This window comes from Stenotrophomonas sp. YJH_SMC_6 (assembly GCF_059371335.1).
Genome location: NZ_JCAFUM010000004.1, coordinates 205,219 through 223,988, shown reverse-complemented (window position 1 = coordinate 223,988; position 18,770 = coordinate 205,219). Strand labels below are relative to the sequence as shown.

12 protein-coding genes are annotated in these 18,770 nt (G+C 67.6%); 3 read left to right on the top strand and 9 right to left on the bottom strand.

All coding sequences use genetic code 11. The features are described from left to right. Positions 1 to 62: 62 nt before the first annotated feature. A complete protein-coding gene (gene ampE / locus AC5P9N_RS06030; RefSeq protein WP_099484066.1) occupies positions 63 to 950 on the top strand; it encodes a regulatory signaling modulator protein AmpE in 888 nt (295 codons plus the stop codon). Positions 951 to 1,509: 559 nt separating this feature from the next. On the opposite strand, the gene AC5P9N_RS06025 is transcribed toward ampE, so the two are convergent. The 9 genes from AC5P9N_RS06025 to AC5P9N_RS05985 form a co-directional block, all read right to left on the bottom strand. Continuing rightward, positions 1,510 to 1,935, bottom strand: a complete 426-nt coding sequence (locus tag AC5P9N_RS06025; protein ID WP_099484738.1) for a DUF2752 domain-containing protein — start codon at positions 1,933 to 1,935, stop codon at positions 1,510 to 1,512. A gap of 43 nt (positions 1,936 to 1,978) precedes the next feature. After that, entirely contained in the window at positions 1,979 to 2,257 is a 279-nt protein-coding gene (locus AC5P9N_RS06020) for a CD225/dispanin family protein (RefSeq protein ID WP_005411298.1), read from the bottom strand. Positions 2,258 to 2,291: 34 nt separating this feature from the next. Continuing rightward, positions 2,292 to 2,579 (bottom strand): CD225/dispanin family protein, encoded by a 288-nt coding sequence (locus tag AC5P9N_RS06015; RefSeq protein ID WP_005411297.1) that lies wholly within the window; start codon positions 2,577 to 2,579, stop codon positions 2,292 to 2,294. A gap of 182 nt (positions 2,580 to 2,761) precedes the next feature. Next, positions 2,762 to 4,651 (bottom strand): MFS transporter, encoded by a 1,890-nt coding sequence (locus AC5P9N_RS06010; protein ID WP_099484737.1) that lies wholly within the window; start codon positions 4,649 to 4,651, stop codon positions 2,762 to 2,764. 98 nt (positions 4,652 to 4,749) lie between these two features. After that, on the bottom strand, positions 4,750 to 5,544 hold the full coding sequence (locus AC5P9N_RS06005; RefSeq protein WP_012481431.1) for an SDR family NAD(P)-dependent oxidoreductase: 795 nt from the start codon (positions 5,542 to 5,544) through the stop codon (positions 4,750 to 4,752). Positions 5,545 to 5,700: 156 nt separating this feature from the next. Continuing rightward, complete coding sequence (yccS, locus tag AC5P9N_RS06000; RefSeq protein WP_099484736.1) at positions 5,701 to 7,878, bottom strand: YccS family putative transporter; 2,178 nt, start codon at positions 7,876 to 7,878, stop codon at positions 5,701 to 5,703. A gap of 168 nt (positions 7,879 to 8,046) precedes the next feature. After that, on the bottom strand, positions 8,047 to 11,169 hold the full coding sequence (locus AC5P9N_RS05995; RefSeq protein WP_005414681.1) for an efflux RND transporter permease subunit: 3,123 nt from the start codon (positions 11,167 to 11,169) through the stop codon (positions 8,047 to 8,049). A gap of 31 nt (positions 11,170 to 11,200) precedes the next feature. After that, complete coding sequence (locus AC5P9N_RS05990) at positions 11,201 to 14,434, bottom strand: efflux RND transporter permease subunit (RefSeq protein WP_062605518.1); 3,234 nt, start codon at positions 14,432 to 14,434, stop codon at positions 11,201 to 11,203. A gap of 74 nt (positions 14,435 to 14,508) precedes the next feature. Continuing rightward, positions 14,509 to 15,753, bottom strand: a complete 1,245-nt coding sequence (locus tag AC5P9N_RS05985; RefSeq protein ID WP_043034293.1) for an efflux RND transporter periplasmic adaptor subunit — start codon at positions 15,751 to 15,753, stop codon at positions 14,509 to 14,511. A gap of 188 nt (positions 15,754 to 15,941) precedes the next feature. On the opposite strand from AC5P9N_RS05985, the gene AC5P9N_RS05980 reads away from it, so the two are divergent. Further along, positions 15,942 to 17,261, top strand: coding sequence for a M20 family metallopeptidase (locus tag AC5P9N_RS05980; protein ID WP_012481426.1), 1,320 nt, complete (start codon positions 15,942 to 15,944; stop codon positions 17,259 to 17,261). A 521-nt stretch (positions 17,262 to 17,782) separates the two neighbouring features. Beyond that, positions 17,783 to 18,601, top strand: coding sequence for an NADPH-dependent 7-cyano-7-deazaguanine reductase QueF (queF, locus tag AC5P9N_RS05975; protein WP_033833570.1), 819 nt, complete (start codon positions 17,783 to 17,785; stop codon positions 18,599 to 18,601). Positions 18,602 to 18,770 lie beyond the last annotated feature (169 nt).

Genomic DNA, 18,770 nt, shown 5'->3' with positions numbered 1-18,770 from the left:
GGGCGCCGCTGCGACAGGTAAGGTAGCGGCGCCGAGCGTTCTGTTTCGTAGGGAGACCTGCCATGTTCACCACTCTGGCCGCCGTGCTGGTGGCACTGGCCCTGGGCCATGTTGCTCCGGCCGCTGCTGCCTCGCTGCGCCGTTTCGACGGTTTCCGGCGTTGGCTGGGCTGGCTGGATGCGCGTGGTGGCAGGGCCTGGCAGGGACCGGCCGGCATTGCCTTGGCCCTGCTGCCGCCGCTGTTGCTGATGGCGCTGCTGGCGTGGCTGTTGCGCGGGGTGCTGTTCGGCCTGCCGTCGCTGCTGCTGGGCGTGGCGGTGCTGGCCTGGTGCTGGGGCCCGCGTGACCTGGACCGCGATATCGAGGCCATCATCGATGCCGATGATGCGGCGACGCGGCAGGCTGCAGTGCGCAACCTGCAGTCGGCCGGCGGCAGCCTGCGCGAGGACATTCCGTCGCTGGTCGAGGCGACGGTGCTCAACGCACTGCGGCGCTGGTTCGCGGTGCTGTTCTGGTTCCTGTTGCTGGGCCCGGCTGGCGCGCTCGGTTACCGGTTGCTGGCGCTGATGGCGGAAAGCCCGATGCGTGCCCGCGTGCCGGTCGAGCCGCTGGCGCTGGCGCAGCGCCTGCTGGGCTGGATCGAGTGGCCGGTGGCACAGCTGATGGCGTTCTCGATGGCGCTGGTGGGCAACTTCGATACGGCGTGGAAGGCGTGGCGCCAGGCCCATGGCGAGCGCCTGACCGGCAACACCGGGTTCCTGGGTGCGGTGGCGCGGGCCAGCGTCAACGCCGAACTGCGCGAGGATGCGCACGACTACACCGAGGCGGGGCTGTTGCCGGTGTGGCAGCGGTTGCCGGACCTGCGTGATGCGATGAGCCTGGTGTGGCGGATGCTGCTGCTGTGGCTGGCGATCCTCGCCCTGCTGGTGATTGCAGGCTGGGTGACGTAGGTGTTTTGGCAGGGCTTGCAGCCCTGCACCTGCAGAGGCAACAGAGCAACAGCAACAGCAACAGCTGGATTGCTGCGGGTTGGCGGGGTGGGTCGGATGGCGGGGGACGCCGTGAATCCATCCATGGAGGCTTGGTCGCCGCTTGCTCGTGTGCGCTGTCCTGCGCACACGGCAAGACCCGGGTTGGGCGTCCTGCCCAACCCGCCCGAGGCATGCCTCGGGCCCATGCGGCTCACACCCCCGCCATCCGACCCACCCCGCCTTCGACAGTTTTCCGCGCACGGACGTTCTCCAGAGCCGAGCCATGCTCGGCTCCGAGCGAGCGCAGCGAAGCGATCCGCTTTTGCTTTTGATCTTTTCTTTCTTTTCCGTGGTGGACGCGCACGGAAACTGTCCGTGGCCGGGCGGGTGGGCTGCGCAGGGGCGTGAGCCGCATGGATGCGGCGACCGAGCTTACATGGAAGTACTCGCAGCGACCCCTGCGCAGTCCACCCCCCCGCCCTATCCCATGACCGACAAACGCCGCCCACCACGAGGGGCTGCGCCGTTGGCTGGAAACCTAGATCGGTGCCAGTGCAGTGAACGGTGCCCAAGGCAGGTTGCGCAGCAGCGCATACCCGGGCAGCACCCAGAGCCAGAACACAGGATTGGCCAGCACCCGCATCAGCGGGTCGAGCACGCGTGGGCGGATGCCGGCGATGTTCAGCAGCATCAGCAACAGGAACGGCAGGCTGATGACCAGCAGCGGGTTCATCGCCATCGCGCCGGGCAGGTCGAAGTGGACCAGGGAATACAGGCAGCGCGTGCTGCCACAGCCCGGGCAGTACAGGCCGGTCAGGGCGTACAGCGGGCAGCTTGGCAGTGGATTGCCGGGGACGTAGGGATTGACGTTGCGCAGCACCACCGTGGCACCCACGGCCAGGCCGGCGGAAGCCAGCAGCGGCGCCCAGCGGGCGAGTCGGGAACGAGCGGGAAGCGCGGACATGCAACAACGGATCCGGCGCAGGCGCCGGATCCGTCCAGGCATATCAGTAGCCGCTGTTGCTCATCGCGCCCATGCCGCCGAGCACGACGAAGAACAGCACGTACAGCACGACCAGCACGGCCCAGGCAATGGCCGACCAGATGGCCCACTTCTTGGCCTTGGCGGCGGAGTCCTGGGCGCCGGCGATGTCGCCAGCGGCCAGCTTGCCGTTGACCTGCGCGGCGTAGACGATCGACACGATGCCGGCCGGCAGGCAGCAGAACAGGGTGGTCAGGATGGCCCAGACCAGGTTGTTCGGGACCTGCGGAGTAGCGGTATTCATGGGTTCAAGCTCCTTGATGGGTGGTGGTGGTGAATCATTGGTCGGAAAGAGCGCCCAGTACGGCCAAGCCGCCGAACAGCCCGAGCCACAACAGCAACAGGACCGGCAGGGCCACGGCCGAAGCCACTGCCCACCAGCCCGCCTTGCGCGACGCGCTGTAGGCCCCCGGCAGATCGCCAGCCGCGCGGCGGCCATCGACCTGGGAGGCATAGACGATCGACACCACGCCCAACGGCAGGCAGCAGAACAGCGTCGTCAGGATCGCCCAGACCAGATGGTTGGGGATGTAGACCGGACGGCTGAGCGGTGGTGGTTGATTCAAAGCGAGACTCCATTCCTTGGTGGCCGGCCTTGGTGAATCGGCCGAACCTCCCCCCTGTGGGTGCGTAATCTACCGCAACCGGCGTTGCATGTATGCGTTTACACGCACGGCATGTCGTGTTCGCCACTGGACGGTGGCGTATGCGGGGGAGGTTGCCGGGCCTGCCTGTCAGTCCGATTCTGTCAGGCGTGATCGCCGCGCAGGGCCCGCACCTGGGCTTCCAGCGCCTGGGCGTTGGTGGTGTGGCCGTCCATGGACGGTGCCGCCACCACCTCGACGGTGGCTCGGAAACGGCGCGGCACCCGCATGCGGCCGAGGCGGCTGTCGCGCCGGCTCCACATGCTCGACCACATGCCGCGCAGGGCCATCGGCACCACCGGCACCGGCCGCCGTTCGAGGATCTTCTCGACGCCGGACTTGAACGGGGCGATTGCACCATCCCTGGTCAGTGCGCCTTCCGGGAAGATGCAGACCAGCTCGCCTTCGGCCAACGCGGCGTCGATGTCATCGAACGCGCGCTGCATCAGCGCCGGGTCTTCGCGCGCACCGGCGATCGGGATCGCCTTGGCGGTACGGAAGATCCAGCGCATCACCGGGATGTTGAAGATCCTGTAGTACATGACGAAGCGCACCGGACGCGGAATCGTCGCCGACAGGATCAGTGCGTCCATGTAGCTGACATGGTTGCAGACCAGCAGCGCGGCACCTTCGTCGGGCACGTTGGCTTCGATGCCGTGCGGGCGCAGGCGGTACAGGGTGCGCACCATCAGCCAGCTGAGGAAGCGCATCAGGAATTCGGGGACGATGGTGAAGATGTAGATCGCCACCAGCGCGTTGGCGATGGCCAGCGCCAGGAACTGCTGCGGGATGCTCCAGTGCAGCAGCTTGTGCGCGGCCAGCGACAACAGGGCTGCGCCGACGATGAAGCCGGAATTCTGGATGTTCAGTGCGGCGAACACGCGCGACATCTGCGCCTTCGGCGTGCGGCTCTGGATCAGCGCGAACAATGGCACCACGAAGATACCGGTGAACAGGCCGATGCCGATCAGGTCGATGACGATGCGGATGCTGCCCGGCTGCTGCAGGAAGGTGCCGATGGTCAACCCGTGCACCGTCGCCTCGCCGCTGCGCGCGAAGTACAGGTCGAGCAGGAACGCGGTCATGCCGAACGCGCCCAACGGCACCAGGCCGATTTCCACCGTGCGTGCCGACAGCTTTTCGCACAGCAGCGAGCCGACGCCGGTGCCGACCGAGAACAGGGCCAGCGCAAAGATGTACAGGGTTGGTTCGCCGCCGAGGTTGGTCACCGCATAGGCCGGCAGCTGCGAGGTCAGCACGGTGCCGACGAACCAGAACCAGGACACGCCCAGGATTGAATTGCGCACCGCCTTCTGCTGGCGCGCCATGCGCAGCACCGCCAGTGATTCCGGCAGCGGGTTCCAGTTGATCTTCAGGTCCGGGTCGCCGGCATCGACCTTGGGAATCAGGCGGGCGGCGATGTTGCCGCAGATCGCCAGCGCGATGATCACGCACGCGGCCACCACCGTGCCATGGCTGCCGGCCACGGTGAACACCAGGCCGCCGACGATCATGCCGGACAGGATCGACATCGAGGTGCCCATCTCGACCAGACCGTTGCCGCCGGTCAGCTCTTCGGGCTTGAGCACCGAGGGCAGCACCGAGTACTTCACCGGGCCGAACAGGGTTGACTGCATGCCGGTGCAGAACAAGGCGACCAGCAGCACCGGCAGGCTCTGGGTGAGGAAGCCGGTGGCCGCCAGCGACATGATCACGATCTCCATGGTCGTGGTGATCACGATCAGTCGCGATTTCTCCAGTTTGTCGGCGATCTGCCCGGCCAGTGCCGAGAACAGGAAGTACGGCAGGATGAAGATGGCCGGTGCCAGCGTGGCGTACAGCCCCAATTCTTCCTCCGGCACGGCCATGAACAGCAACATGCTGATGATCGCCTGCCGGTACACGTTGTCGTTGAACGCACCGAGCGCCTGGACCACGAAGAACGGCAGGAAACGGCGCTGGCGCAGCAGGGCGAACTGGTTGTGACCGGACATGGAACCTCCTTGACCGGCGCAGCCTAGCATTCCTGCCTATCCGCTGTGGGTGCGGACCTGTGGGTGCGGACCGTTGGTCCGCACACCTGTCGATGGTCTCAGACGATATCGTCGACCACGCCGCCATCCACGCGCAGTGCTGCACCGGAGGTGGCCGAAGCCTGCGGCGAGGCCAGGTACACCACCATGTTGGCTACTTCCTCGACCGTGGCGGTGCGCTGGATCACCGAAGACGGCCGGTGTGCCATCACGAACTCGCGGCCGATCTGCTCCAGCGGCTTGCCGCTGCGCTGGCGTTCATCTTCGAACATCGCCGCGAAACCGTCGGACAGGGTCGGGCCGGGCAGCACCGCGTTGACGGTGACGCCACTGCCGGCCACGCGCTTGGCCAGGCCGCGCGACAGCGACAGCTGCGCGGTCTTGCTGACACCGTAATGGATCATGTCGGCGGGAATGTTGCGTGCCGATTCGGAGGAGATGAACAGCACGCGGCCCCAGCCGGCGTCGACCATCGCCGGCAGCAGTGCCCGCGACAGACGCACGCCAGACATCACGTTGGTCTGCCAGTAGCGCTCCCAGGTGGCGTCTTCGGTCTCGAAGAAGTCCTCGGGGCCGAAAATGCCGGCGTTGTTGACCAGGATGTCGACCTTGGGCAGGCCGGCCAGCAGCACATCGACACCGGCTGCATCGGAAAGGTCGGCGGCGACGCCGATCACCTCGGCACCCGGAACGGCGGCGAGCAGGCGCTGGCGGGCGCGTTCGACACTGTCGGTGCTGCGGCCGTTGAGAATGACCCGCGCACCCGCCGCGGCAAGACCCTGGGCGATCGCCAGGCCGATGCCGGCGGTGGAAGCGGTAACGAGTGCGGTGCGGCCGGCGAGTTCGATCTTCATGGGGGGAGTCCAGGAGCAGGGGATCACCCAGTATCCGCGCAGGAACGTGATCGGGATGCAGCGCCAGGCGCAACACACGGTTGCACGCGGTGCAGTCCATCCACGCCATGCGTGGATGGACTGCGGGTCGCGCCAGGCCCTGCCCGGCGCCGGCCTTCAGGTGAGCGTGCGCACGGCCTCATTCGCCGCCGCCCGCACCTTCGGCAGCATCCGCAGCACCAGCGCCATCTGCGTGCGGATCAACTGCAGCTTCGCCGGCATCGCCTCGTCGATCTGCTCCAGCTCGGCCGCCACCGCGCGGTCGGCGTCGTTGTCGTCCTCGCTGACCGGCCGCCGTGCGGTCAGGGCCGAGGCCAGCTGCTGCAGCGCTTTCCGCACGCGGTCACCGGCGGCCAAGGCCAGCGGATCGCCGGCGTAGCTGTCCACCTGGTCGCGGTGTGCACCCAGCGCCGACAAGTGCCCAAGCAGCGTGTTCGAGAGCGCCAGGAAGTGGAAGCCGGCATCCAGGTTGCGACGCACATGACCGGGTTCGCGCAGCATGTTCGACAGCGCGGTGGACAGCGCGGCGTCGGCGTTGTGCATGTCGCGGCGGGCGATGCGATAGGCCAGGTCATCGCGCATGCCGCTGCGGTACTGGTCCAGCACCGAATCCAGGTAGCGCGCGGCGGTATCCAGCACCCGCGCCAGCACAAGGTGCAGCTGGCGGCCCTGCCAGTCGGGCAGGATCAGGAACGCGGCGGCAGCGGCAATCGCGCAGCCCAGCAGCGTGTCGACCATGCGCGGCACGATCAGCACGAAGCCATCGCCGATCAGGTTGAAGCAGGTCAGGGCCATCACCGTGATCGCCGCCGATGCCACCAGATAGCGGTCGGTGCGGGTGAAGAAGAACAGCAGCGCCGACAGCAGCGCGATCAGCAGCTGCACGTGCAGCTGCGGGAACAGCTGCAGCAGTGCCCACGTGAGCACGAGGCCGGCCACGGTGCCGACGATGCGCTGCGCCAGGCGCTGCCGGGTCGCACCGAAGTTGGGCCGGCACACGAACACGATGGTCAGCAGCACCCACGAGCCGTTCTGCGCATTGAACAGACGGATCGCGGCGAAACCGGCGATCAGCGCCAATGCCATGCGCAGGCCGTGGCGGAACAGGACCGAGCCGGGCGTGAGCTGCTGGCGCACGCGCACGCCCATCTCGCGCAGGGTATGCGGGTTGCTGTCGCGCAGGCGCGTATCGACATTGTCGAGACTGGCCTCGGAGCGTTCGGCGTCCAGCAGGCGGCGTTCGATGCTGCGCAGGTTGTGCACCAGCAGGTCCAGCGAACCCAGCAGTCGCTGCCACTGCGGGCGCTGCTGGTCGCGCAGGTAGGCCAGCGCATCGGCCAGGTCGCGCCCGGCCTGCTGGTTGGTTTCGCCATACACGAACGGGCGGCGCAGGCGGATCGCCTCGCCCAGGCGCGCGCAGGCCTGGCCCTGAAGATCGAGCAGGCGCTGGCAGCGGTACAGCACGTCGCTGTGGAAGAACGCATCGACCAGGGCGCCGTACGGGTAGTGCGAGGAACTGGCGCGCTCGTGGAAATCCTGTGCCATGTAATAGAGGCGCAGGTACAGGCCGGAGTTCACGCCCGGCCGCCCGGAACGGCCGAAGCGGGCGAGAATCGCGGTCTTGGCCTCGTTCAACGCGCCGACCACGCGCCGGTTCTGCTCGGCCAGGTCGAGCTGGCGGCGTTGCAGGTCGGCCTCACGTACCGGTTCGAACAGGGCGGCCTTCAGCTGCAGGTAGCGGCCCAGCTCGATGTAAAGCCGCGCCACGCGCTCGCGCACCGGTCGGTTGGCGAACAGTGCGGTCCACAGGATCGACAGCAGTCCGTACCAGACGGCGCCCGCCAGCAGGTGGCTGACCGCTTGCAGCGCGGTGTGCAGGTCGCTGGCACCGTGCTGCTCCAGCCCGATCATCGTGTAGATCGCCAGCGTTACCGTGGCCTGGGCGATGGATGCGTAGCGCTCGCCGAGCGCGCCCAGCAGGGTCAGGCAGAAGGTGGACAGTGCCAGCGCGCCGATGAAGATCCACGGCCAGGGGAACAGCCAGATCACCGACGCCGCAGCGATGCAGAAACACAGCAGCGACAGCGCCACCGCCTTGGTCCGGCCCCACCAGTTGTCGTCGGTCTCGGCGATGGCGCTGGCGATGATGCCCAGGAATACGCCGGGCAGGGCGGTCAGCGCATCCAGCTGCCAGCACACGGCAAGCGCTGCGGTCAGGGCGATGAACACGCGCAGGCCGTAACTGGCCTTCTCGTGGGCCCACAGGCGGCTGAGGCGGGATTGGCGGGCGGGCATGCAGGCTCGGCGGAAGGATCTCCCACCATTATTGCGGGGTGCGCGTGAAATATGGAGGGCGGACCACCGCGGTAGTGCCGGCCGCTGGCCGGCAGATTTTCCGTACCGAGAAAGCCGGCCAGCGGCCGGCTCTACCCATAGATCCACGCCATGCGTGGATGGGCCGTTCTACGCACGCTGCGCGCGCTTGAGCAGCTTCGCTTCGCGCTTGCGTGCGCGACGTGCCCGCCAGCGTTCGGCCAGGCACGAGAAGATCACGTACAGCGCCGGCGTGCTGAGCAGGGTCAGGCTCTGCGAGAACAGCAGGCCGCCGATCATCGCGATGCCCAGCGGGCGGCGCAGTTCGGAGCCTTCGCCCAGGCCGATCGCCAGCGGCACCGCCGCCAGGATCGCCACCATCGTGGTCATCATGATCGGGCGGAAGCGCACGATGCTGGCCTCGCGCGCGGCATCGCGCGGTGCCAGGCCATGCTCGCGCTGCGCCACCAGCGCGAAGTCGATCATCATGATCGCGTTCTTCTTGACGATGCCGATCAACAGCACCAGCGCGATCATCGAGATCACCGACAACTCGGTGTTGGTGCCGAACAACGCGAGCAGTGCACCCACGCCCGCCGCCGGCAGCGTGGACAGGATGGTGACCGGATGGATCAGGCTCTCGTAGAGCATGCCCAGCACCAGGTACACGGTCAGGATCGCGGCGAACACCAGGATCAGCATGTCGCTGGGGTCGGAGTTGAAGCCGAAGCCCGCATCATCGGCCAGGCGGATGTCACCAGGCATGCGCATGCCGGCCACGGTCGCGTCGATGATCGCCTTGGCCTCACCCATGCTCACGTTCGGAGCCAGGTTGTAGCTGAGGTCCATCGTCGTGTACTGGTTCTCGTGGGTGATCTGCGACGGGGCCAGGCCGGGCATCTGCGTGGCCACCGCGGTGATCGGCACCATGTCGCCATTGCGCGCACGTACGTACACCTCGTCCAGCGCGGCGGGGGTGGCGGTCTGCGAGGGCAGGGCGTTGACCACCACGCTGTACTGGTTGATGTCCGAATAGATGGTGGAGATCTGGCGCTGGCCGAACGCACCGTACAGCGCACCGTCGATGGCACCCACGGTGATGCCCAGGCGTGCGGCCTTGGCGCGGTCGATCTGGATGTTCTGGCGCAGGCCGGCGTTGTCCACGTCGGTACCGACATCGCGCAGCTTGGGGTTCTTCTTCAGCTCCGCCTGCAGCTTGGGCAGCCATTCCTGCAGCGATGCCAGGTCGTTGCCCTGCAGCGAGATGCGGTACTGCGCGCCCTGGCTGGAACCGCCGCCATCGTTGCTGGGCAGATCCTGGATCGCGCGCAGGCGCAGCTGCAGGTCGGGGTAGCGGTCGGCCTTGGCACTCAGCCGTGCGAGTGCGTGCGCGGTGGTCTCGCGACGGCCATCGCTGCGCGACTTCAGCTCGATGTTGAACTGTGCGCTGGAGCCCTGGCGGCCGCTGCCCAGGCGCACGCCCACGGTCTTCACCGCGGGGTCGGCCATCAGCATGTCGGTGATGCGGCGCTGGCGGGCGACCATGTCCTCGAAGGACACCGTGGCGCTGGAATTGGCGCGGCCCCAGATCAGGCCGGTGTCCTGCGGCGGGAACGCGCCCTTTTTCACCGCGCCGAACAGGAAGACGGTGGCGCCGATCAGGATCAGCGGGGTCAGCGACAGCAGCAGCGCGTGGCGCAGCGAGAAGTCGAGGAACACGGTGTAGACGCGAAGCATGCGCTCATGGCCGGCATCCAGCCAGCGGCCGAAGCGCGACGGCGGCGCGCTGTGGTCGTGCGCGCTGAGGAACCGGCTGCACAGCGCCGGAGTCAGCGTCAGCGAGACGATCATCGAGACCACGATGGCCGCCACCAGGGTGACGGTGAATTCGCGGAAGAACGCACCCATCATGCCGCTGGCGAACAGGAGCGGGATGAACACCGCCACCAGCGAGGCGGTGATCGAGACGATGGTAAAGCCGATCTCGCGCGCGCCGGTGAGCGCCGCCTGCATCCGCGGCATGCCTTCGTCGAGGTGGCGCATGATGTTCTCGATCACCACGATCGCATCGTCGACCACGAAGCCGATGGCGATCACCAGCGCCAGCAGGCTCAAGTTGTTCAGGGTGAAGCCCATCACGTACATCACCAGCGCGGCACCGGCCAGCGACAGCGGCACGGTCACCGCAGCGATCAGCGTGGGTGCCAGCCGGCGCAGGAACAGCGCCATGGTCAGCACCACCATCGCCAGGCTGATCAGCAGGGTGATCTGCACTTCATGCAGCGACGAGCGGATGGTCGGCGTACGGTCGAAGTACGGCGTCATCGTGGTGCCGGGCTGCAGGTAATCGCGCAGGGTCGGGATCTGCGCCTTGACCCGGTCCACGGTCTCCACGATGTTGGCGCCGGCACGGGTGAACACGTACATCACCACCGCCGGTTTGTGGTCGAACCACGCGGCCTGGTAGGCATCCTGCTGGCCGTCGTAGACGTTGGCGATGTCCTTCAGGCGGATCACCCGGCCATCGCCCTGGGTCTTGACCACCAGGTCGGCGAAGTCGGCGGCACGCGCCACCGAGTCGTTGGCGATGATCGCGGTAGTGGTGTTGCCGTCGCTGAGGAAGCCGGTGGGCGAGGTCACGTTGGCCGCGCGCACGGCGTTGCGCAGGTCATCGGCGGTCAGGCCGAGCGCGTTCATCAGGCGCAGGTTGACGTCCACACGCACCGCCGGCGTCGAAGCGCCAGCGATGTCGACCGAAGCAACGCCGCTGATCTGGCGGATGCGCTGGGCCAGCAGCGAGTCGGCGACGTTGTACAGCTCGTCGGCCGACTGCGTCTGCGAGGTCAGCGCGATGGCGATGACCGGGTCGTCGTTCGGATTCGCCTTCTGGTACATCGGCGAGCCCATGCCCGAAGGCAGGTCGGCCTGCGCCGAGTTGATCGCGGTCTGCACGTCCAGCGCGGCCGAATCGATGTTGTGGCCGCTCTGGAAGATCATGAACACCAGCGAGCTGCCTTCCGAGCTCGACGAGCGCATGCGGTCGATGCCCGGCAGCTGGCCGAGGTGGCGCTCCAGCGGCGCGGTGACTGTCGAGGCCATGGTCGCCGCATCCGCGCCGGACTGGCTGGCGTGCACGAAGATCACCGGGATCTCGATGTTCGGCAGTGCCGATACGCCCAGGCGCAGGTAGCAGATCAGGCCGACCATGAACAGGCCGATGGCCAGCAGCGCGGTGCCGATCGGGCGGCGGATGAAGGGGCCGGACAGGTTCATCGTGCGGCCCACCGCAGCAGCGGGGCGTGGATCATGCCTGCGGCTCCTGCAGCGAACCGTTGCGCAGTGCGCGCTGCTCGCGGCGGCGCGCCAGCCATTCGGAGAAGCGTTCCATGTACAGGTAGATCACCGGCGTCGTGTACAGCGTGACCAGCTGCGACAGCAGCAGGCCGCCGACGATGGCGATGCCCAGCGGGCGGCGCAGCTCCGAGCCGATGCCGGTGCCCAGCGCCAGCGGCAGTGCGCCGAGCATTGCCGCGGCGGTGGTCATCATGATCGGACGGAAGCGCAGCAGGCAGGCGCGGCGGATCGCTTCATGCGCGTTGGCACCGGCGCGACGCGCCTCGATCGCGAAGTCCACCATCATGATGCCGTTCTTCTTGACGATGCCGATCAGCAGCACGATGCCGACGATGCCGTCCACCGACAGGCTCAGCCCGCACAGCATCAGCGCCAGCAGCGCGCCGACGCCGGCCGGTGGCAGCGTGGAGATGATCGTGATCGGGTGGATGTAGCTCTCGTAGAGCACGCCGAGCACGATGTAGATCACCACCAGCGAGGCCAGCAGCAGCCACACCACATCGGTCTGGCTGCCGGTGAATTCGGCGGCCTTGCCGATGAACTCGGCATGCAGGTGTGCCGGCATGTCCAGGCTGTCCTTGGTCTCCTGGATCGCACGCACCGCTTCGGACAGCGAATAGCCCGGCGCCACGTTGAACGAGACCGTCACCGCCGGCAGCTGTTGCTGGTGGCTGACCACCAGCGGCGCACTGCTGACCTTGCCTTCGGCCAGCGCCGACAGCGGGATGATGTTGCCGGCGCCGACCGTGATGCCGGTGTTCTGCGCGCCGATGCCGGTGGCGGTGGACGAGTTGGACGAGGTGACCTGGCCGAAGCTGGTGGCATTGGTGCCGGTCAGCGCGCCGGCGCCGTTGGAAGCCACGGCCAGCTGTTCCATCAGCGCGGTGCTGGTACGGAACTCCGGCGCCACTTCCAGCACAACCCGATACTGGTTGAGTTCGGTGAAGATGGTCGAGATCTGGCGCTGGCCGAACGCATCGTAGAGCGTGTCGTCGATGGTCTGCATCGGCACGCCCAGCACACTGGCCTTGTCGCGGTCGATGTTCAGTTCAAGCGCGCGGCCCTGGTTGGACAGGTTGTTGTCCACGTCGGCCAGTTCCGGGCGCTTGCGCAGCGCTTCGGTCAGGCGCGTGGCCTGGGTGGCCACTTCGGCGCTGTCCACGTCCGACAGCGAGTACTGGTATTCGGTGGCGGCCACGCGGGTATCGAGGGTCACGTCCTGCACCGGCTTCAGGTACAGCGCCACGCCCGGAATACCGGCTACCGCCTTCTGCAGGCGCGGCAGGATATCATCCAGGCCATCACGCTGGCTGCGCTCCTTCAGCACGATCGACAGCTGGCCCTGGTTGAGCGTGGGGTTCATGCTGCCGGCACCGATGAATGCCGACACGCCGGTCACGTCCGGATCCTGGCGCAGCGCTTCGGCGACCTGCCGGGTGCGCTGTTCCATCTGCGGGAAGGCGATGTTCTGGTCCGCCTGCACCACGCCGGTGATCAGGCCGGTGTCCTGCTCGGGCAGCAGCCCCTTGGGAATCAGCACATACAGCAGCACGGTGAGTACCAGCGCGCCACCGGCCACGGCCAGGGTCAGGCGCTGGTGGCCCAGCACCCAGTCCAGGCTGTGCTCGTACAGGCCGACGGTGCGCGTCCACAGGTTCTGTTTGCCGGCCGCCGCTGCGCGCTCATGCGCATCCTCGCCCTCGGGCAGGGCGTCGGGCTTGAGCAGGTAGGCGCACATCATCGGGGTCAGCGTCAGCGAGATCAGCATCGACAGCACCACGGCGATGCTCAGCACCCAGGCGAACTCGTGGAACAGGCGGCCGGTGACGCCAGGCATCAGCAGCAGCGGCAGGAACACCGCCACCAGCGAGACCGTCAGCGACAGCACGGTGAAGCCGATCTGGCGTGCGCCGATCTCGGCCGCTTCCTTGCCACTCTTGCCCTGTTCGATGTAGCGGACGATGTTCTCGATCATCACGATCGCATCGTCGACCACGAAGCCGGTGGCCACCACCAGCGCCATCAGCGAGAGGTTGTCCAGCGACATGCCGGCAAAGGCCATCACCGCGAAGGTGCCGGCCAGCGACAGCGGCACCGCCACCGAGGGAATGATCGTGGCCCACAGCCGGCGCAGGAATACGAAGATCACCGCCACCACCAGGCCGATGGTGAGGATCAGGGTGAACTGCACTTCGTGCACCGAGGCGCGGATGGTCTCGGTGCGGTCGTTGAAGATCTCCAGGTGCACGTCGGCCGGCAGCACGCCCTGCAGCTGCGGCAGGATCGCGCGGATGCGCTCGACGGTCTGCACGATGTTGGCGCCCGGCTGGCGGCGCACTTCCAGCAGCACCGCCGGCTTGCCATCGGCCCAGGCCGCCAGCTGGTCGTTCTCCACGCCGTCGACCACCTCGGCCACGTCGGACAGCCGCACCGGGCGGCCGTTCTTGTAGCTGATGATGGTGTCGCGGTACTCGGCGGCGCTGGCCAGCTGGTCGTTGGTGCCGATGCTGTAGGACTGGGTCTTGCCGTTCAACGAGCCTTTGGGCGCATTGACGTTGGCCTGGGTGAGCGCGCTGCGCAGCTGTTCCAGGGTCAGGCCCATGTTCGACAGCTGCGCCGGATTGACCTGGATGCGCACGGCCGGGCGCACGTTGCCGGCAATCGAGACCAGGCCGACGCCCTGCACCTGCGACAGGCGCTGGGCCAGGATCGAGTCGGCGTAATTGTTGACGTCGCGCAGCGGGCGCGTGTCAGAGGTCAGTTTCAGGGTGACGATGGCCGCGTCGGCCGGGTTCACCCGGTTGTAGACCGGCTGGTAGGGCAGCGACGAGGGCAGGGTGGCCTGGCGGATCGCCGCCTGCACGTCCTGCGCGGCGATGTCGATGTCGCGGTCCATCGAGAACTGCAGGATGATCGTGGACAAGCCAGCCGACGAGTCGGAGGTCATCAGCTCCAGCCCGGAGATCTGCCCGAACTGGCGCTCCAGTGGCGTGGTGACCAGCGAGGCCATGGTGGTTGCGTTTGCGCCGGGGTACTGGGTGGTGACCACCAGGCTGGGCGCATCGATTTCCGGCAGCGCCGACACCGGCAGCTTGCGGTAACCGAGGATGCCCAGCAGCAACAGGCCCGCCATCAACAGCGAGGTAGCGATCGGGCGGCGGATAAAGATCGTCGAAAAGCCCACGGACTGATCCTTGCTGGCACTTCAATGTCGGCGCCGGCGGGTCCGCCGGCGCGAGGGAGAACCGTGGCCTGCGCTCAGCGCGGACCGCCACCGCGACGGCCACCGCCGCCACCGTTCTTCTGTTCGGCCGCCTTCAGCTCGGCCTCGGTCGGTGCGGCCGGGGTTTCGCCCGGCTTCAGCGCGGTGACCTTGCTGCCCGGCTTCAGGCGGAACTGGCCTTCACTGACCACCCGCTCGCCGCCCTTCAGGCCTTCGGCGATCTGCACCTGGCTGTCGCCCACTTCCACGCCGCTCCGCACGGTCTGCATCTTCACCGTGTTGTCGCCCTGCACGACGTAGACGTACTCGCCATCCGGCCCACGCAGCACGGCCTGGGTCGGAATGACCACGCCGCCGGCAATCGTGCGCAGCTGCATGCGCACGTTGACGAACTGGCCCGGCCACAGGCCGTTGTCGGTGTTGTCGAACAGCGCGCGCGCCTTGAAGGTGCCGCTGTCGGCACTGATCAGGTTGTCGACCACGTCCAGCTTGCCGTCGCCGGACAGCACGTGCGAGTCGGCGCGGTCCAGTGCCGCCACCGGCACCGCGCCGGCGGCCTGCGCCTGGCGCACGTCGCCGAGCTGGCGTTCGGGCAGGTTGAACAGGACGTGGATCGGGTGGATCTGGGTCAGGGTGACCAGCGCGGTGCCCGCGTTGACCACGTTGCCCGCGTCGACCGCGCGGATGCCGGCGATGCCGGTGATCGGTGCGGTGACCCTGGTGTACTGCAGCTGCACCTGTGCCGAGCGCATGCTGGCTTCGTTCGCCGCGACTGCGCTTTCGTACTGTGCCACTTGGTTTCGCTGTGTATCCAGATCGGTCTTGGCGACGAACTGGCGGTACTCCGGCGCATTGGAGCGCTGGTAGTTGGAGCGCGCGGTGGCCAGCAGCGCCTCGTTCTGGCGCTTGGCTGCCGCGGCCTGGTCGTAGCTGGCCTGGGCGGTGCGTGGATCGATTACTGCCAGCACGTCGCCCTTCTTCACTTCCTGGCCTTCGCGGAAGTTCAGGCTCATCAGCTGGCCACCGACCTGCGGGCTGACGGTGACGGTGTTCATTGCCGTCACGGTACCCAGTGCGCTGGCATACACCGGTACGTCCTGGTGCGTGGCCTCGACCACGGTCACCGGCACCGGGCCGGCATCCGGGTCTTCGCCACCCTGGCGCGCTCCCGCTGCCGGCTTTCCAGCCTTGTCCTTGCCCCCGCCGATGACGCGCAGGCCGACCACGGCCAGCACCAGAACCGCCACGACCAGCAGCACGATCTTCCAAACACGTGACATTACGAGGACTCCAAGAGGGCTGGACGGGGCGCGGCCCCGGTTGGCAATGCGCAAAGCATACCTGTGCCACATCACGTTTCCTGCATGACGGATGGGACGGGCGCTAAGACCGGATCCGGCCGCGGAGGTTCCCGTGGCGGCGGTGTTGCCCTACATTCAGCTGGACCCCTCTTGCTGTGGAGATTGCGATGCGCCGTTCGCTGCTGCTGTCCGCCCTGCTGCTGGCCCTGCCGGCCGTTGCCCACGCCCAGGACGGGCAACGCCCCGAAGTGACCGCCGCTGCCCAGCGCCTGCAGGCCAAGGTGGTTGAATGGCGCCGCGACTTCCATCAGCACCCGGAACTGTCCAACCGCGAGGCGCGCACCTCGGCCGAGGTCGCCAAGCGCCTGCGTGCGATGGGCTTGAAGCCGAAGACCGGCATCGCCCACCACGGCGTGGTGGCGATCATCGAAGGCGGCAAGCCCGGCCCCAAGATCGCGCTGCGTGCGGACATGGACGCGCTGCCGGTAACCGAACAGACCGGGCTGCCGTTCGCCTCCAAGGCCACCGACCAGTACCGCGGCCAGACCGTGGGCGTGATGCATGCCTGCGGCCATGACGCGCACACCGCCACCCTGCTGGGCGTGGCCGAAGCGCTGGTGTCGATGAAGAAGGACCTGCCGGGCCAGGTGATGCTGATCTTCCAGCCGGCCGAGGAAGGCGCACCGCCGCCGGAAGAGGGCGGTGCCGCGCTGATGCTGAAGGAAGGCCTGTTCGCCGACTTCAAGCCGGAGGCGGTGTTTGGCCTGCATGTGTTCTCCAGCGTGCAGGCCGGTCAGATCGCCGTGCGTGGCGGTCCGCTGATGGCAGCCTCGGACCGCTTCGGCATCAAGGTGATCGGTCGCCAGACGCACGGCTCGGCACCGTGGAACGGTGTCGACCCGATCGTGGCCACGGCCGATCTGGTCGGCACCGCGCAGACCATCGTCAGCCGCCGCGCCAACCTGTCCAAGCAACCGGCGGTGCTGACCTTCGGTGCGATCAACGGCGGCATCCGCTACAACATCATTCCGGACGAGGTGGAGATGGTCGGCACCATCCGCACCTTCGACGAGGGCATGCGCCAGCAGATCTTCGCCGACCTGCGCAACGTGGCCGAACACACCGCCGCCGCGCACGGTGCGAAGGCGGTGACCGACATCTACGAATCAGAAGGCAACCCGGCCACGGTGAACGACCCGGCGCTGACCGCGAAGATGCTGCCGAGCCTGCAGGCGGTGGTGGGCAAGGACAACGTGTACGAGCCACCGCTGCAGATGGGCGCGGAGGATTTCTCGCTGTACGCGAAGGAAGTGCCGGGGATGTTCTTCTTCGTTGGTTCCACCAGCGTGGGCATCGACCCGGCGACGGCGCCCGCCAATCATTCGCCGAAGTTCCTGCTGGATGAGAAGGCGCTGGATGTCGGACTGCGCGCGCTGCTGCAGGTGAGCCTGGATTACCTGCACGGTGCCGGCACTCCGGCGGGGTGAGGGTTTCCGGCAGGGCTTGCAGCCCTGCACCCGCCTAAATCAACGTCAACGTCAAAAGCGGGCATTCCGTGGGATGGCGGGGTGGGTCCGGTTGAGGGGGACGCCGTAAACCCGTCCATGGGGGCTTGGCCGCGGCATCCATGCCGCGGACACCCCCTCAACCGGACCCACCCCGCCTTCGACAGTTTCCCGGGGCTGTTGGTGCCCGCTGCTGTTGGTGGGTGCCGACCGTTGGTCGGCACGGCGGACGTCATGAACGTCTGAAGGATCGGCTTTTGATCTTGATTTTTCTGATCTTTCCCGTGGTGGCGCGGGAAATTGTCCATGGCCGGGAGGGTGGGTTGGCTGGGGGCGTGAGCCGCATGGATGCGGCGACCGAGCTACATGGACGTACTTGCAGCGGCCCCCAGCCAACCCCCCCTCCCGCCCGACCCCGAGATCGTGCCTGAACCACCACGGAGGGGCTCCGCCGTTGGCCGGCCCGGCCGAAGGCCCGCCGTCCGCGCGATACAATGCCCCCCATGAACACCCCCCAGGATTCCAGCCTCGGTCGCGAGGTCAGTTACCCGTCGCAGTACGATCCCGGCCTGCTGTTTCCCATCCCCCGCAGCGGCGCCCGCGCCGAGATCGGCCTCGATGAGGCCGCGCTGCCGTTCGTCGGCCATGACCGCTGGCACGCCTTCGAGCTGAGCTGGCTCGACCCGCGTGGCAAGCCGCAGGTGGCCGTGGCCACCGTGCAGGTGCCGTGCACGTCGCCGCGGCTGATCGAATCGAAGTCGTTCAAGCTGTACCTCAACTCCCTCAACAGCACCCGCATCGACAGCGCCGAGGCACTGCGCGCGCGCATCGTGGCGGATCTGTCGGATTGTGCCGGTGCGCCGGTCCAGGTCGAGTTCGGGCTGCCGGGCCTGCGCGAGACGCCGCTCGGTGAATCCATCGACGGGCTGGAGCTGGAGATCGACTGCTACGGCCCGCCGCAGGCGGACTTTCTCTCGGCCAATGCCGGTGAGGTGGTGGAGGAGACCCTGGTCTCGGCACTGCTGAAGTCCAACTGCCCGGTCACCGGCCAGCCGGACTGGGCGACGGTCAGCCTGCGTTACCGCGGGCCGAAGATCGATCGTGCCGGCCTGCTGCGCTATCTGGTGAGCTACCGCGAGCACGCCGAGTTCCACGAGCAGTGCGTTGAGCGGATCTTCAGCGAGGTGTCTGCGCGCTGCCAGCCGCAATGGCTGGAAGTGGAGGCGCGCTATACCCGCCGTGGCGGCCTGGACATCAACCCGTGGCGCGCCAGTCCCGGCATTGCCGCCCCGGCCGCGACCTACCGCGAACTGCGCCAGTAACCGCCGCAGGCGGTTGCCCGTTGTGCCGGGCCATGCCCGGCGAACACCGGCCAGCGGCCGGCACTACCATGATTCGCAGGCGGTTACGGGTAGTGCCGGCCGCTGGCCGGCAATCGGCCAAGGCTGGATCCCCCTGGCACAGCCGACCAGCGGCCGGCACTACCGGGCA